The organism is Brevundimonas sp. DS20 (assembly GCF_001310255.1).
GTDB classification, from domain to species: Bacteria; Pseudomonadota; Alphaproteobacteria; order Caulobacterales; family Caulobacteraceae; genus Brevundimonas; species Brevundimonas aurantiaca.
Window position 1 is genome coordinate 2,340,826 of the sequence record NZ_CP012897.1, and the last position, 13,819, is coordinate 2,354,644.

The 13,819-nt window shown below is 67.7% G+C and carries 11 protein-coding genes; 6 read left to right on the plus strand and 5 right to left on the minus strand.

Annotation, left to right across the window (positions count from 1 at the left end; genetic code table 11):
- Positions 1 to 40 precede the first annotated feature (40 nt).
- Genes JL11_RS11490 through kdsA form a run of 3 tightly spaced genes read right to left on the minus strand, consistent with a single transcriptional unit; the run spans position 41 to position 3,007 of the window.
- On the minus strand, positions 41 to 1,138 hold the full coding sequence (locus JL11_RS11490; RefSeq protein WP_054765778.1) for a DUF3089 domain-containing protein: 1,098 nt from the start codon (positions 1,136 to 1,138) through the stop codon (positions 41 to 43).
- Positions 1,135 to 2,136, minus strand: coding sequence for an ADP-glyceromanno-heptose 6-epimerase (gene rfaD, locus JL11_RS11495; protein WP_054765779.1), 1,002 nt, complete (start codon positions 2,134 to 2,136; stop codon positions 1,135 to 1,137). Before rfaD ends, JL11_RS11490 begins: the two co-directional genes overlap by 4 nt.
- A 1-nt stretch (position 2,137) precedes the next feature.
- Positions 2,138 to 3,007 (minus strand): 3-deoxy-8-phosphooctulonate synthase, encoded by an 870-nt coding sequence (gene kdsA / locus JL11_RS11500; RefSeq protein WP_442853660.1) that lies wholly within the window; start codon positions 3,005 to 3,007, stop codon positions 2,138 to 2,140.
- Between the two features lie 115 nt (positions 3,008 to 3,122).
- Between kdsA and JL11_RS11505 the strand changes: the two genes are divergently transcribed.
- Genes JL11_RS11505 through sseA form a run of 3 tightly spaced genes read left to right on the plus strand, consistent with a single transcriptional unit; the run spans position 3,123 to position 6,666 of the window.
- Positions 3,123 to 4,559, plus strand: a complete 1,437-nt coding sequence (locus JL11_RS11505; RefSeq protein ID WP_335337460.1) for a cryptochrome/photolyase family protein — start codon at positions 3,123 to 3,125, stop codon at positions 4,557 to 4,559.
- A gap of 22 nt (positions 4,560 to 4,581) precedes the next feature.
- Positions 4,582 to 5,802 carry an SAM-dependent methyltransferase gene (locus JL11_RS11510; protein ID WP_054765781.1) on the plus strand — a complete coding sequence of 407 codons (1,221 nt, stop codon included), beginning with the start codon at positions 4,582 to 4,584 and terminating at the stop codon, positions 5,800 to 5,802.
- Positions 5,803 to 5,817: 15 nt separating this feature from the next.
- Positions 5,818 to 6,666 carry a 3-mercaptopyruvate sulfurtransferase gene (gene sseA, locus JL11_RS11515; RefSeq protein WP_054765782.1) on the plus strand — a complete coding sequence of 283 codons (849 nt, stop codon included), beginning with the start codon at positions 5,818 to 5,820 and terminating at the stop codon, positions 6,664 to 6,666.
- Positions 6,667 to 6,672: 6 nt separating this feature from the next.
- On the opposite strand, the gene JL11_RS11520 is transcribed toward sseA, so the two are convergent.
- Together JL11_RS11520 and JL11_RS11525 are read right to left on the minus strand one after the other, a co-directional pair.
- Positions 6,673 to 8,001 (minus strand): dicarboxylate/amino acid:cation symporter, encoded by a 1,329-nt coding sequence (locus tag JL11_RS11520; protein ID WP_054765783.1) that lies wholly within the window; start codon positions 7,999 to 8,001, stop codon positions 6,673 to 6,675.
- A 33-nt stretch (positions 8,002 to 8,034) separates the two neighbouring features.
- Positions 8,035 to 9,132: an amino acid ABC transporter substrate-binding protein gene (locus JL11_RS11525; protein WP_231681284.1), complete on the minus strand. Its 1,098-nt coding sequence runs from the start codon at positions 9,130 to 9,132 to the stop codon at positions 8,035 to 8,037.
- A gap of 77 nt (positions 9,133 to 9,209) precedes the next feature.
- On the opposite strand from JL11_RS11525, the gene metC reads away from it, so the two are divergent.
- Genes metC through JL11_RS11540 form a run of 3 tightly spaced genes read left to right on the plus strand, consistent with a single transcriptional unit; the run spans position 9,210 to position 13,810 of the window.
- Complete coding sequence (gene metC, locus JL11_RS11530; RefSeq protein ID WP_054765784.1) at positions 9,210 to 10,388, plus strand: cystathionine beta-lyase; 1,179 nt, start codon at positions 9,210 to 9,212, stop codon at positions 10,386 to 10,388.
- Positions 10,389 to 10,410: 22 nt separating this feature from the next.
- Positions 10,411 to 11,760 carry an O-antigen ligase family protein gene (locus JL11_RS11535; RefSeq protein ID WP_054766945.1) on the plus strand — a complete coding sequence of 450 codons (1,350 nt, stop codon included), beginning with the start codon at positions 10,411 to 10,413 and terminating at the stop codon, positions 11,758 to 11,760.
- Entirely contained in the window at positions 11,735 to 13,810 is a 2,076-nt protein-coding gene (locus tag JL11_RS11540) for a DNA topoisomerase IV subunit B (protein ID WP_054765785.1), read from the plus strand. The genes JL11_RS11535 and JL11_RS11540 overlap by 26 nt, the downstream gene beginning before the upstream one ends.
- The last annotated feature ends 9 nt before the right edge of the window (positions 13,811 to 13,819 follow it).

The window sequence follows — 13,819 nt, forward strand, 5'->3', positions numbered from 1 at the left end:
AGGCGGCTGCGCCATAAAAACCGGACGCGAGACGACCGTTTCAGCCCGCCCGAGCGGCGTAAACCGCCAGACGCTCCGCAACATCGTCTTCAATATCACCATAGAACAAGTTGTAAGGGCGGGCTTTTCGTCGATCCGCCCAACTCCCTCTTTCCTTGAAGGACTCCAGATCAGGCCAGCTGTGGCGCAGCAATCCGTCGCGGCACTGGGTCTCGACCTCCCGCGCCATCAGGGCCGGCCTTGCGCCCCATTCCAGGCCGGTGGCGTTGGTGGCGCCGCGATGAAGCCGTGCGGGGACGCGCGCTTCGCCCGTTCCGCCCGTCACCGGATTGACGCAGACCGGGCGGCGGCCCGCAAGATCGACGAACTGTCCGCGCTCGTCCCAAACCGTCGCCCGTCGAAGCCGGCGATGCGCGGCCGCATCATCGGGAGCGCCGACTTGAGACCAGGCGACGACGCAGTGGATCTGCCGCCGGTCGGCGCAGGGCGGCGTGTCGGCCGGCAGGTTTTCGACGGCGATGATGGCGTCCATCAGATAGGCCGCGACCATCCGGCTTCTTAGCGCGGGATCAGGCGCGATCCGTTCCCGGATCAAACGATCCAGAAGATCGGCCCCCTGCTCCACCCCCGCCAGGACGATGGGGCCCGTCGGATGGCGACCCAGCCAGACGTCGAAGGCGGACAGAATATCGTCATAGGCGAAGGCGCGCGCTTCGCGCGCGTCGTCGCGCAGGGTCAGCCGCGTATAGAGGCTGGCCTGCCTATAGCGGGGCGCGCTGACGGCGCCGGCGCGAGCGAAGGGTCCGGCGTAGTTCGGCAGAACCACGCGCTCCAGATAGGCGTCGGCCTTCTTGTCGCCGATCGCGCCGTTCCAGTCGCGGCCGCCGTCGAAGGTCGTTGAGTGGACGAAGAAGACATTGGCCGCGCCGGATCCTTGAACCCGCGCGTCCAGAAGGGCCCAGGCCGAGGGCTGGGCGTAGTCGGGCGCCGGGGGCGGGCGATAGGTCTGAAACGGAATCTGCGGATCAAGGGCGGCGCGCAGAATGTCGCCCCGCCAAACGGCCACCGCCGCCGTCAACAGAAAGACCAGGACAAAGCCGCTGTATCCAATCCATTGACGCAATGTCAGATGTTTCATCGATAAGGGTCTGGCTGAGAAAGGAATTGCTGAACATAGCGCCGCACTCCCTCTTCCAGAGGCGTCGCCTGTCCCTCGAAACCCGCAGCCCGGATGCGATCCATCCGCGCCTGGGTGAAATACTGGTATCGGTCGCGGATGACCTCGGGCATGTCGATATAGGCGATCGCCTCAGGTTTGCCGGCTGCGGCGAAGGTGGCGCGCGCCAGGTCGGCGAAGGAGCGGGCCTGGCCCGAGCCGGCGTTGAAGATCCCCGAGACCTGAGGCGACTGCAGCAGAAACTCGATCACATCGACCACATCGTCCACATAGACGAAGTCCCTCAGCTGCCCCCCGTCGGCATAGGCGGGGTTGTGCGAGCGGAAGAGGCTGACGGTCTCGCCCGCCGCCACCTTGGGCCAGATCTGGGCGACAACCGACTTCATCCCGCCCTTGTGGCCCTCGTTCGGTCCATAGACATTGAAGAATTTCAACCCCGCCCATTGCGGCGGCGCCTGGTCCCGGTCCGCCTGTCGAACCGCGTACTGGTCGAACAGAAGCTTGGAATAGCCGTAGGCGTTCAGGGGCCGCAGCTGCGCCAGGGACAGGGCGTCGTCATCGTCGTTGAACCCCGTCCCGCCGTCGCCGTAGGTGGCCGCCGAGGAGGCGTAGATCAGGCGGACGTTGCGGATGGCGCACCAGTCCCAGAGATCGCGCGACAGGGTGAAGTTGGTCCGCAGGATCAGGTCCGCATCCGGTTCGGTCGTCGAGGAGATCGCGCCCATATGGACCACGGCCTCGATCCGTTCGGCATGGCGCTCCAGCTGGTCGAACATCTCCTCGGGAGACCAGAAATCCGCGATCGGATGTTTGGCCAGATTCCGCCACTTGCCCAGATCGGCCGTCTCCAGCCGATCACAGACGACGACGTCATAGGCCGTCTCCTTCGTCAGCCGGGCCACGATGTTGGAGCCGATGAAGCCGGCTCCGCCGGTCACCACGATCATCCGGGGCGTCATGTCAGGCCAGGGTCGTCTTGGCGCCGATCTGGATGGCCAGATCATCGAAGGCGATCAGCTGGGCCGCCAGGGCCTCGAACTGATCCAGCGGCACCATGTTCGGGCCGTCCGACGGGGCGTTGTCGGGGTCCGGGTGGGTCTCCATGAAGACCACGTCCACGCCCACCGAGACGGCGGCGCGGGCCAGAACCGGCACGAACTCGCGCTGGCCGCCCGACGAGGTGCCCTGCCCGCCCGGCTGCTGCACGCTGTGGGTCGCGTCGAACACCACCGGGCAGCCGATGTCGCGCAGCACCGGAAGCGCCCGCATGTCGCTGACCAGGGTGTTGTAGCCGAAGCTGGCGCCCCGCTCGCAGGCCATGACGTTCGGATTGCCGGCCCCGACCACCTTGGCCACGACGTTCTTCATGTCCCAGGGGGCCAGGAACTGACCCTTCTTGATGTTGATCGCCTTGCCGGTCGCGGCCGCAGCCAGCAGCAGGTCGGTCTGGCGGCTCAAAAAGGCCGGGATCTGCAGCACGTCGACCACCTCGCCGACGGGTCCGCACTGCGCCTCGGAGTGGACGTCGGTCAGGGTCGGCAGGCCCGTCACCTCGCGGATCTCGGCGAAGATCGGCAGGGAGTCCTTCAGGCCGATTCCCCGCGCCGCATTGGCGCTGGTCCGGTTCGCCTTGTCGAAACTGGTCTTGTAGATGATGCCGACCTTCAGCCGCTCGCCGATTTCCTTCAGCGCATGGGCCGTCTCCAGCGCGTGCTGACGGCTCTCCATCTGGCACGGGCCGGCGATTAAGACGATTCGGGCGCCGCCGCCGATGACGACAGGCGTCCGAAGACCTTCGGACAACGTAATGACGGCGTTGGGTCGGCTCACGAGGCGGCTCTTTCGAAGTTCAGGCGTTATGGGAGCGGCGTTTGCCGCAGCTATGAGGCCATCAGGTGGCGCTCATTTCCCGTGAGCGCAAGCTATCATCATGGAGTTCGCCTGCGTGGCCCCCAAGCCTGTCGTCCTTTGGTTTCGCCGCGACCTTCGCTTGCTCGACAATCCCGCCCTCAACCAGGCCGCCGCGACCGGCCGTCCGGTCCTGCCGGTCTTCATCCTGGACCGCGACCCGGACCGCCCGGCGGGCGCCGCCTCGCTGTGGTGGCTGGACAAGTCTCTGCGCGCCCTGGACGCCGCGCTGCGCGAGCGGGGATCGCGGCTGATCCTGCGGCGGGGCGAGGCCCTGGTGCAGCTTCAGGTGTTGATCCAGGGAACCGGCGCCGACGCCGTCTTCATGAACCGCCTGTTCGAGCCCGCCGCCTTCGCCCGCGACGCCGAGATCGCCCATGAGCTGAAGTCTGCCGGCGTCGACTGCCGGGGCTTCAACGGGTCGCTCCTGGCGCGGCCGGGCGCCGTGCTGAACGGCTCAGACGCGCCCTACAAGGTCTTCACCCCCTTCATGAAGGCCCTGCTGGCCAGCGCCGAGCCGCCGCCGCACACGACCGGACCGCGTCGGATCGAGACCCCGGCCGAGGTGGCGAGCGAGGCGACCGACGACTGGGGTCTGCACCCCACCCGACCCGACTGGTCGAAAGGCTTCGACTGGACGCCGGGCGAGGCCGGCGCCGCGGCGACCCTGTCCGACTTCCTGGCGCGCGGCGCGAAGACCTATTCGGGGGGCCGCGACCGCCCCGGCCTGTCCTCCACCAGCCGCCTGTCGCCTCACCTTCACTGGGGCGAGATCAGCCCCTGGCGTGCGGCCCATCGGGTCCGCGAGACCGCGCCGGCGGTCGAGGCGGCCAAGTTCGTCTCCGAGCTGGGCTGGCGCGACTTCTCGGCCCATCTGCTCCACCATTTCCCGACGATCGTCGACCGGGCCTTCCGTCCGGAATATGAGGCCATGCCTTGGCGCAACGATCCCGAGGGGCTGGAGGCGTGGAAGCGGGGCCGCACCGGCTATCCGCTGGTCGACGCCGGCATGCGTCAACTGTGGACGACCGGCTGGATGCACAACCGGTTGCGGATGGTCGCGGCCTCCTTCCTGGTCAAACATCTGCTGATCGACTGGCGCGAGGGGGAGGCCTGGTTCTGGGACACTCTGGTGGACGCCGACCTGGCCAGCAATGTGCAGAACTGGCAGTGGGTGGCGGGCTCGGGCGCCGACGCCGCCCCATACTTCCGCATCTTCAATCCCATAGGTCAGGGCGAAAAGTTCGACCCCGACGGCGCCTATGTCCGTCGCTGGGTTCCCGAGCTGCGCCGCCTGCCGGACCGTTGGCTCCATTCGCCGTGGACAGCCCCCGCCGAAGTTCTGCGCGACGCGGGAGTGAGGCTTGGAACGGACTATCCGCACCCTATCTTGGATCATGCCCAGGCGCGTGCGCGCGCCCTCGACGCCTTGAAGACGGTGTCGGGTCGCGATGCGTCCGCTGATCCTGACTGACGATTGAGACAGAGGTTCTTGCATGACTGCCGCCGCTCTGGACATCGAGGCCGCCGCCGCCCGCACCCCGCGCGTTTTCGGCCTGCTGCTGCGTCTGCTGGCGTCGAATTGGACCTTCGGCCGCCTGACCGTTCGCCTGCCGAACGGCGATGTCCATGTGCTGGAGGGCGCCCGTCCCGGCCCCAGTGGCGTACTTGAAGTCAAGGACTATCGCTTCGCCCGCCGCGTCCTGGCCGCCGGCGACATCGGCTTCGCCGAGGCCTATATGGCCGGTGAATGGGACAGCCCCCATCTGGCCGCCCTGCTGGAGACCCTGGTCGAGAACTATGACCACATCCGCCGCCTGTTCGACGGCAACTGGCTGATGAAGGCGGTCAACTGGCTGGTCCACCGGCGCAACCGCAACAGCCGGACAGGCTCTAAAAAGAACATCCACGCCCACTACGACCTGGGCAACGCCTTCTATTCGACCTGGCTGGACCGTTCGATGACCTATTCCGCGGCCCGGTTCGACGGCGCCGACCGGTCGCTGGAGGCCGCCCAGCAGGCCAAATACGCCGCCCTGGCCCGGATGATGGACCTCAAGCCGGGCATGTCGGTGCTGGAGATCGGCTGCGGCTGGGGCGGCTTCGCCGAGTTCGCCGCCCGCGAGATCGGCGCCCAGGTCACCGGCCTGACCATTTCGAAGGAACAGCACGACTTCGCCCGCCGGCGCCTATTCAACGCCGGCCTCTCGGACCGGGCGACGATCGAACTGACCGACTACCGCGACGTCCAGGGCCGCTTCGACCGCGTCGCCTCCATCGAGATGTTCGAGGCGGTCGGCAAGGAATACTGGCCCGCCTATTTCGGCAAGATCCATGAGGTGCTGAAGCCCGGCGGCCGCGCCGGCCTCCAGATCATCACCATCCAGGAGCCCCTGTTCGACGAATACAACGCCCGCACCGACTTCATCCAAAAGTACGTCTTCCCCGGCGGCATGCTGCCGTCGGAAGAGCGGCTGAAGCCGGTCGTCGCCGCCGCCGGCCTGACCTGGGGCCCCATCGAACGCTTCGGTCTGGACTATGCCGAGACGCTGAAGCTCTGGGACGATCGCTTCCAGGCCGCCTGGTCCGACATCCGGCGCATCACCGGTTTCGACGAGCGGTTCCGCCGGCTGTGGCGCTTCTATCTGGCCTATTGCGAGGCGGGCTTCCGATCGCGGCGGACCGACGTGGTGCAACTGGTGCTGGACCGCGCCTGACATTAGGCTGGGCCCATGACCCAGACCTCGCCCCTCTTTCCCCTGATCTCCACAGAGGATCTCGCCGCCCTGACGGATGATCCGTCGCTGCGCATCCTGGACGCCAGCTGGCATCTGGACGGACGGGACGGCCGGGCCGAGTTCGCGGTCGAACATATTCCCGGCGCCCGCTTCTTTGATCTGGACGGCGTCTCTGACGGCTCCAGCGGCCTGCCCCACATGCTGCCCTCGCCCGCTGCCTTCGCATCCGCCCTGTCGGACCTGGGGATCGGCGAGGAGGACCGGGTGGTGGTCTATGATTCCGTCGGCCTGTTTTCGGCGGCCCGCGTCCGCTGGATGCTGAAGGTCATGGGCGCCGCCCATGTCCAGGTGCTGGACGGCGGTCTGCCGAAGTGGAAGTCCGAGGGACGCCCCGTCGAAGCCGGGACCCCGCCTCCGCCCTCGCCCGCCCGTTTCACCCCGGATTTCGACGCGGACGCAGTCGCCGGGCTGGATGATGTGCGCGCCGCACTCGCGGAGGGGATTCAGGTCGCCGACGCCCGCGGTCCCGCCCGCTTCGCCGGCCAGGCGGCGGAACCCCGGCCCGGCGTCCGTGCGGGCCATATGCCCGGCGCGATCAACCTGCCCTACGCCGCCCTGATCGACGGCGACGGTCGGCTGAAACAGGGGGCGTCCCTGAATGACGTCCTGGCCGCCGCCGGACTGGACCCGGCCCGACCGGTCGTGACGACCTGCGGATCAGGCGTCACGGCCGCAATCATCAGCCTGGCGCTCGAAACCCTGGGGCGGCCGTCGCGCCTGTATGACGGATCATGGGCTGAATGGGGATCTCGAACCGACACCCCCGTCGCCACCGGGGCCTGACGCCGCTCAGGCCAGGATCGGCGGCGAGGCCGGGTTTTCGGTGATCGGCTCGACCGGCTCGTCCTTCTCGCCGCGCGAGACGACGGTGGCCAGCACCAGGTCGCCGGTGACGTTCAGCGTCGTGCGGCACATGTCCAGGAAGCGATCGACGCCCAGGATCAGACCGATCCCTTCCGGCGGCACCTTCACCATGACCAGGATCATGGCCACCACGGGCAGTGAGCCGGCCGGAACGCCCGCCGTGCCGATTCCCCCCAGGATGCAGACCAGCATGACGATCAACTGCTGGGTCAGGCTCAGCTCGACGTTGAAGAACTGGGCCAGGAACAGCACCGTCACCCCCTCGAACAGGGCCGTGCCGTTCTGGTTGGCGGTGGCGCCGACGGTCAGCACGAAACGGGCGATCTTGCGCGGCAGTTTCAACTCGTGCTCGGCCGCCTTCAGCGACACCGGCAGGGAGGCGTTTGACGAGGCGGTGGAGAAGGCCACCACCATGGGCTCGCGCACCGCCTTGAAGAAGCCGAACGGCGAGCGCCCGCCGAGGATCCAGATGACGAGGGGATAGACCACGAACATATGGATCGCCATGGCCCCGACGGCGACACCGACGAAGGCGGCCAGACGCACCAGCAGATCCCAGCCGAACAGAGCCGCCAGATTGAACATCAGGCAGGCGATGGCGATGGGCGCCAGTTTGATGAAGAGGTTGATCAGCTTCATCGTGACTTCGAGAATGCCTTCGATGACCTGCTGGAGGCGGTCGGTGGCGGGGCTCTTGGCCATGACCAGGCCGATGCCGAAGAACAGGGCGAAAACCATGAGCGGCAGGATCTGGTTCTCCGCCGCCGCCGTAACCGCGTTGGACGGAACCAGGCCTAGGAAGAAGTCGCCGAGCTGGATGGTCTCCGGCGCATTCTGGACGATACCGGCAGCGCCGTCGCGGCCTTGCTCCAGCAACTGTTGAGCCATGGCCGGATCGACGCCGCGACCGGGCTGCAACAGATTGACCATCACCAGCCCTATGACCACGGCGATGCCGGACACCAGTATGGTCAGAAGCAGGGTCCTGATCCCCGCCCGGCCAAGGGCGTTCAGATCCCCCATCTCCGCCACCCCGATCACCAGAGCCGAGAACAGCAAGGGGATGACCATCATGAACAGCAGGCGAAGGAAGATCTGCCCAGCCGGGCCGGTGACGTTGTCGGTCAGCCAGACGACCCAGGGCGTGTCGGCGCCGAGGGTCAAATTGACCCACAGGCCGGCGCCCAGGCCGACGGTGAAGCCGATCAGCATCAGCCAGTGGAGCGCCAAGCCCCCGCGTTTGGTCTCAGTCATCTGTCCCCCAGAAAACGATGCAAGTCGTCGCGCTTAACGGATCGGCAATCCATAGATCAAGCCGGGCGGCCGTCCGTTCCACTGTGCGTTCAATCCGCGGGCCAGGTCGAGCGGCGATTGAGAGCCCAGGTTCCGATCAAAGATTTCGCCATAGTTGCCGACTGCGGAAACAGCGTCCTTCGCCCAGGTCTTCGACAGGCCCAGCATGGCGCCGAAATCCCCTTCGGCGCCCAGCAGACGCCGGATGCGCGGGTCTTTTGCGTCTTCGGCTTGGGCTTCGACATTCTCCTGGGTCACGCCCAGTTCTTCGGCCAGGATGACGGCGTTGAGGGTCCAGCGGACCACGTCGGCCCAGCGTTCGTCTCCTGCGCGGACGACTGGTCCCAGCGGCTCCTTGGACACCACGTCTGACAATATCGTGTGCGCCTGGGAATCGGCCAGGACGGCGCGCGCAGCGGCCAGGGCCGAAATGTCGGCGCTCAGGGCGTCGCAGTCCTCGCGGCCATAGGCGTCGCGCGCCGCCTCCTCCGTGGGCAAGACGACAGGCCGGTACGGGATCCCCCGTGACCTGAAGAAGTCGTCGGCGTTGGCCTGGGCGGTCGAGCCGGCCTGGACGCAGACCCGCGCCCCATTCAGCTCAGTCGCGCTGTTCAGGCTGAGTGACCGCCGCACCAGAAAGCCCTGGCCGTCGTAATAGTTGACGCCGGCGAAGACGAAGCCTTCGCCGGCGTCGCGGCTCATGGTCCAGGATGAGTTGCGCCAAAGGACGTCGATCCTGCCCTCATCCAAGGCGGCGAACCGGTCTGAGGCCGACAGGGGCACGAAGCGCACCGCCTCGGCGTCGCCCAGGATCGCCGCCGCCATGGCCCGGCAGAAGTCGGCGTCGAAACCTCGCCATTGCCCGCGATTGTCGGTGTGGGCGAAGCCCACCAGACCCTGATGCACCCCGCAATTGAGCCGCCCGCGGCGCTTGACCGCCGCCAGGGTCGGACTTTCGGGACGATCGGTCGTCACCGCCGGCGCCGGGACCGGGGGGGCGTCGTCTTCGGCGGCGCGTCTCGTGTCGTCGCGGCCGCAAGCCGCCGCCGCCAACAGCAGGACCGTCATCGCTCCGATCGCCATGATCCGCATCGCGTTCGTCTCCTCCGCTTGCGCCAGGCCGACTTTAGAGGCCTTTAGACCCTGATCCGCAAGCCATCGGAGAGGCCATGTCGCCGCATTCGGACCGCACCCGCCTGATCTCGTCCGCCACACGCCGGGGGCAGGGCCGCCGTCCGGTCAATCCGCCCGTCGAGCGGGCCTCGACCATGCTCAGCGACCGTGCGGCGGCCATGCGAGATAACGCTGATGGCCCGACCTACGGCCTGGACGGCGGGACGGCCGCGCGCCAGCTGCGGGCCGCCCTGGCCGATCTGGAAGGGGCCGAGGACGCCTTTATCGTCCCCTCCGGCCTCGCCGCCGTCACCGTGCCTTTGCTGGCCCTGACCCGGCCGGGCGACGAGGTGATCACGACCGACGCCCTCTATGGTCCGTCGCGACGCTTTCTGTCCCGCTACCAGGCCGCGCGTGGCGTCACGTCACGATTTTTGCCGGCCGATGCGGATGCTGAAACGGTGATCGCCGCGATCGGGCCGCGCACCCGCCTGGTCCTGATGGAGTCGCCCGCCTCCCTGACGTTTGAAATGATCGACGTCGAGGCGGTGGCTCGGGCCTGTCGAGAACGCGGCGTGCTCAGCATGATCGACAACACCTGGGGCGCCGGCCTGGCCTTCAAACCCCTGGCCCACGGCGTGGACGTCAGCGTCCAGGCCCTGACCAAATATGTTTCCGGCCATTCCGACGTCCTGATGGGCGGGATCGCCGTCACGGATTCAGCCTGTCGCCGGGCGATCGCAGATACGATCGAAGACCTGGGCTGGCACGTTTCGCCCGACGACGCCTGGCTGGCCCTGCGTGGCCTGCGCACCCTGCCGCTGCGCTACGCCGAGCAGGGTCGGTCGGGTCTGATCATCGCCGAATGGCTGCAGGCCCGGCCCGAGGTGTCCCGCGTCCTTTATCCGCCCCTGCCCGGCTCTGTCGGCCATGAGCTGTGGACACGCGACTTCACCGGCGCCGCCTCCCTGATGGGGGTCGTTCTGAAGGGGGGGACCGAGGCCGCCGGCCAGGCCCTGCTTGATGCCCTCAGCCTGTTCGGCATGGGCTATTCCTGGGGCGGATTCGAAAGCCTGATCACCCACGAAACCCATCAGACGGCCTCTCGCGTCTACCCGCCCGCCTTGGAGGGAGAGCTGATCCGACTGCATGTGGGGCTGGAAGATCCGTCGGACCTGATTGCGGACCTGGAGCGGGGACTGGCGGCCTTCCGCGCCGCGCTCACCCTTCCTTAAGCGGGCGGCGTCACCCTTGGGCGTGCGCGCCTCGCCTGACCGATTCGATCAGCCGACCGATCCGCCCGCCTGGGAGCAGTGGGCGGCGGGCTTCGTCGTCTTCATGCTGACCGGCGCCCTTTTCGCCCCTGTCTTTGCGCCGGACCAGAGCGAGACCCCCATGCTGCGGTTCCTGTGGCTGCCGGTCTATGCGGTGACGGCGGGGTTGATCGTCTTCCGGTTCGAGCGCGTCATTCGCGCCTGGCCGGCCTGGCTGGCGGTGGGCGCCCTGATCGGCCTGGCCTATGTCTCCCAGTACTGGTCGATCGATGCGGAGGTGACGGAGCGGCGCGTCATCGCCCTGGCGATCAACAGCGCCTTCGCCGTCTATCTGGGCGCCGTCTTTCATGGCTCCGCCCTGCCGCGCCTGCTGATGCGCGCCGGCCTGGTGATGGCGATCGGCAGCCTGATCATGGTCTTTCTGTTTCCTCGGATCGGGGTGCACCAGTTGGACAACGCCGGCCTGTGGCGCGGGCTCTGGTACGAAAAGAACCAGATGGGCCTGGTCATGGTGGTCGGCGCCGTCTCGGCCGCCGCCGTTCTTGTCGCCGATCATCTGGCTGACAATGGCCGCAAACCCTGGATCGCCCTCCTGACCCTGGCCCTCACCACGCTTTTGGTGGTCGCCACCCAGTCCAAGACCTCCCTGCTGTGCCTGATCCTGGGGGTCGGCATGGTCGGGGGCTGGTGGGTGCTTCGCCAAGGCGGAGCCGCCGTCACCGTGGTTGCGGTCTGGTTGGGGGTCGTCATGGCGGCCGGCGGCGCCTGGCTTTGGAATACCCAGTCCGCCGTCATCCTGGAAGCCCTGGGCAAGGATCCCTCCCTGACCGGCCGGACCCTGATTTGGGAGGCGTTGATGCGCAAGGTGGCCGACCGTCCCTGGACCGGCTACGGTTTCAGCGCCTTCTGGGGCGTGGACTCCATCCCCGCGCGCGCGATCCGAATAGAGACCCAATGGCCGGTTCCCTCGGCCCACAACGGCTGGATCGACCTTCTGGTCCAGCTGGGCTGGCCCGGCGCCGTCCTCGTGGGTTTGGTCATGGCCGTTTCGGCGGTGATGATTCTGGCCCGGCTGAACGGAATGGGCGCGCGCGAGGGTTTCTGGAGCCTGGGCTATATGACGGGCTTCTTCGTCCTGAGCCTTTCGGAGAGCGTGCTTCTGACCCACGCCAACCTGCCCTGGGTGCTGATGCTGGCGATTTTGGCCCGCGCCGTGACCTTCGATCCCGTTCCGGTACGACCGCCGCTTGCTCGACCGGCCCAGCGGGCCTACCAGAACCGGCCCCGAATCGCCTCAGACTATGTGAATGGCCGCCGACCTCTTCGCTTTTGACGACACGCCCCAGCCTCAGAAGCCGGAGGCGCCCAAGCCTGCCCCCACGCCGGCTGCAACGCCTGCAGCGCCGGCGGCGCCCGCCCCTGCGCCCGCACCGCCCCCGGCCGCTGCGGTCCCCGGCGGCTATTCCGCCTCCTCGATCGAGGTGCTGGAAGGCCTGGAGCCCGTCCGCAAACGCCCCGGCATGTATATCGGCGGCACCGACGAACGCGCCCTGCACCACCTGTTCGCCGAAGTCCTCGACAACGCCATGGACGAGGCGGTGGCCCGCCACGCCCGGCTGATCACCGTCGACCTGGACGCCGAAGGCTATCTGTCCGTCCGCGACGACGGCCGCGGCATCCCCGTCGACCCCCACCCCAAACACCCCGGCAAGTCGGCGCTGGAGGTGGTCATGACCGTCCTCCACTCGGGCGGCAAATTCTCGGGCAAGGCCTATGAGACCTCGGGCGGTCTGCACGGCGTCGGCGTCTCGGTCGTCAACGCCCTCAGCGAAAGCGTCGAGGTCACCGTCTGGCGCGACGGTTTCGAGTGGAGGCAGGCCTTCTCGCGCGGCCACGTGTTGGCCCCGATCCAGCAGGTCGGCCCGTCCAAGAAGCGCGGCACCCTGATCCGCTTCAAGCCGGACGAGCAGATCTTCGGCGTCGGCGCGGCCTTCAAGCCCGCCCGCCTGTTCCGCATGGCGCGCTCCAAGGCCTATCTGTTCCGCGGCGTCGAGATCAAATGGACCTGCGCCCCCGAACGGATCACCGACGCCACCCCGGCCCAGGCCCTGCTCCACTTCCCCGGCGGCCTGGCCGACGCCCTGGCCGACCGCATCGGTCAGCTGGAGACCGTCACCCCCACCTTCGCCGGCCGCGCCGAGCGTCAGGGCGAGGCGGGCGCCTTCGAATGGGCGGTCACCTGGTCGCCCGCCGGTTTCGGCGAGGCGGACGGCTTCATCCAGTCCTACTGCAACACCGTCTCCACCCCCGACGGCGGCACGCACGAAGCCGGCTTCCGCGCGGCCCTGGTCAAGGGGCTCAAGGCCTATGGCGAACTGACCAATGAGAAGCGCGCCTCGGTCATCACCGCCGAGGACGTCATCGCCAACGCTGGCGCCCTGATCAGCGTCTTCATCCGCAATCCCGAGTTCCAGGGCCAGACCAAGGACCGTCTGTCCTCGCCCGAGGGGGCGCGGATCGTCGAACAGCTGCTGCGCGACCCGCTGGACCACTGGCTGACCGAAAGCCCGAAACAGGCCAACGCCCTGCTCGGCTTCGTCATCGACCGGGCCGAAGACCGGCTGCGCCGCCGCAAGGACAAGGAGGTCCAGCGCGCCGCCGCCACCCGCAAGCTGCGCCTGCCCGGCAAACTGTCCGACTGCTCCCGTCAGGCCGCCGAGGGCACCGAACTCTTCATCGTCGAAGGCGATTCGGCCGGCGGCTCGGCCAAACAGGCGCGCGACCGCACCACCCAGGCCATCCTGCCCCTGCGCGGCAAAATCCTGAACGTCGCGTCGGCCACGGCGGACAAGCTGCGCCAGAACGTCGAACTGTCCGATCTGGCCCTGGCGCTCGGCGTCCAGCCCGGCAATCGCTTCAACATCGACGACCTCCGCTACGAGCGGATCATCATCATGACCGACGCCGACGTGGACGGCGCCCATATCGCGGCCCTGCTGATCACCTTCTTCTATCGTGTCATGCCTGAGACCATCCGTCAGGGCCGGGTCTTCATGGCCCTGCCGCCGCTGTACCGGATCTCGGCCGGCCCCTTGAGCGAATACGCCCGCGACGACGCCCACCGCGACGAGCTTCTGGCCACCGTCTTCAAGGGCAAGAAGACCGAGATCGGCCGGTTCAAGGGCCTGGGCGAAATGATGGCCTCCCAGCTGAAGGAGACCACCATGGACCCGAAGAAGCGCACCCTGGCCCGGATCACAGTGCCGGACGCCGAGGCGAGCATCGAGGATTTGGTCGAACGGCTGATGGGCAAGCGGGCTGAGGCCCGTTTCCAGTTTATCCAGGAAAACGCCCAGTTCGTGAAGGAAGAGCTGGACGTCTGATCCCGCCCG

Coding starts and splice junctions, on each gene's coding strand:
- JL11_RS11490 (WP_054765778.1), bottom strand. CDS start 1,138: ATGAAACATCTGACATTGCGTCAATGGATTGGATACAGCGGCTTTGTC.
- rfaD (WP_054765779.1), bottom strand. CDS start 2,136: ATGACGCCCCGGATGATCGTGGTGACCGGCGGAGCCGGCTTCATCGGC.
- JL11_RS11510 (WP_054765781.1), top strand. CDS start 4,582: ATGACTGCCGCCGCTCTGGACATCGAGGCCGCCGCCGCCCGCACCCCG.
- sseA (WP_054765782.1), top strand. CDS start 5,818: ATGACCCAGACCTCGCCCCTCTTTCCCCTGATCTCCACAGAGGATCTC.
- JL11_RS11520 (WP_054765783.1), bottom strand. CDS start 8,001: ATGACTGAGACCAAACGCGGGGGCTTGGCGCTCCACTGGCTGATGCTG.
- JL11_RS11525 (WP_231681284.1), bottom strand. CDS start 9,132: ATGCGGATCATGGCGATCGGAGCGATGACGGTCCTGCTGTTGGCGGCG.
- metC (WP_054765784.1), top strand. CDS start 9,210: ATGTCGCCGCATTCGGACCGCACCCGCCTGATCTCGTCCGCCACACGC.
- JL11_RS11540 (WP_054765785.1), top strand. CDS start 11,735: ATGGCCGCCGACCTCTTCGCTTTTGACGACACGCCCCAGCCTCAGAAG.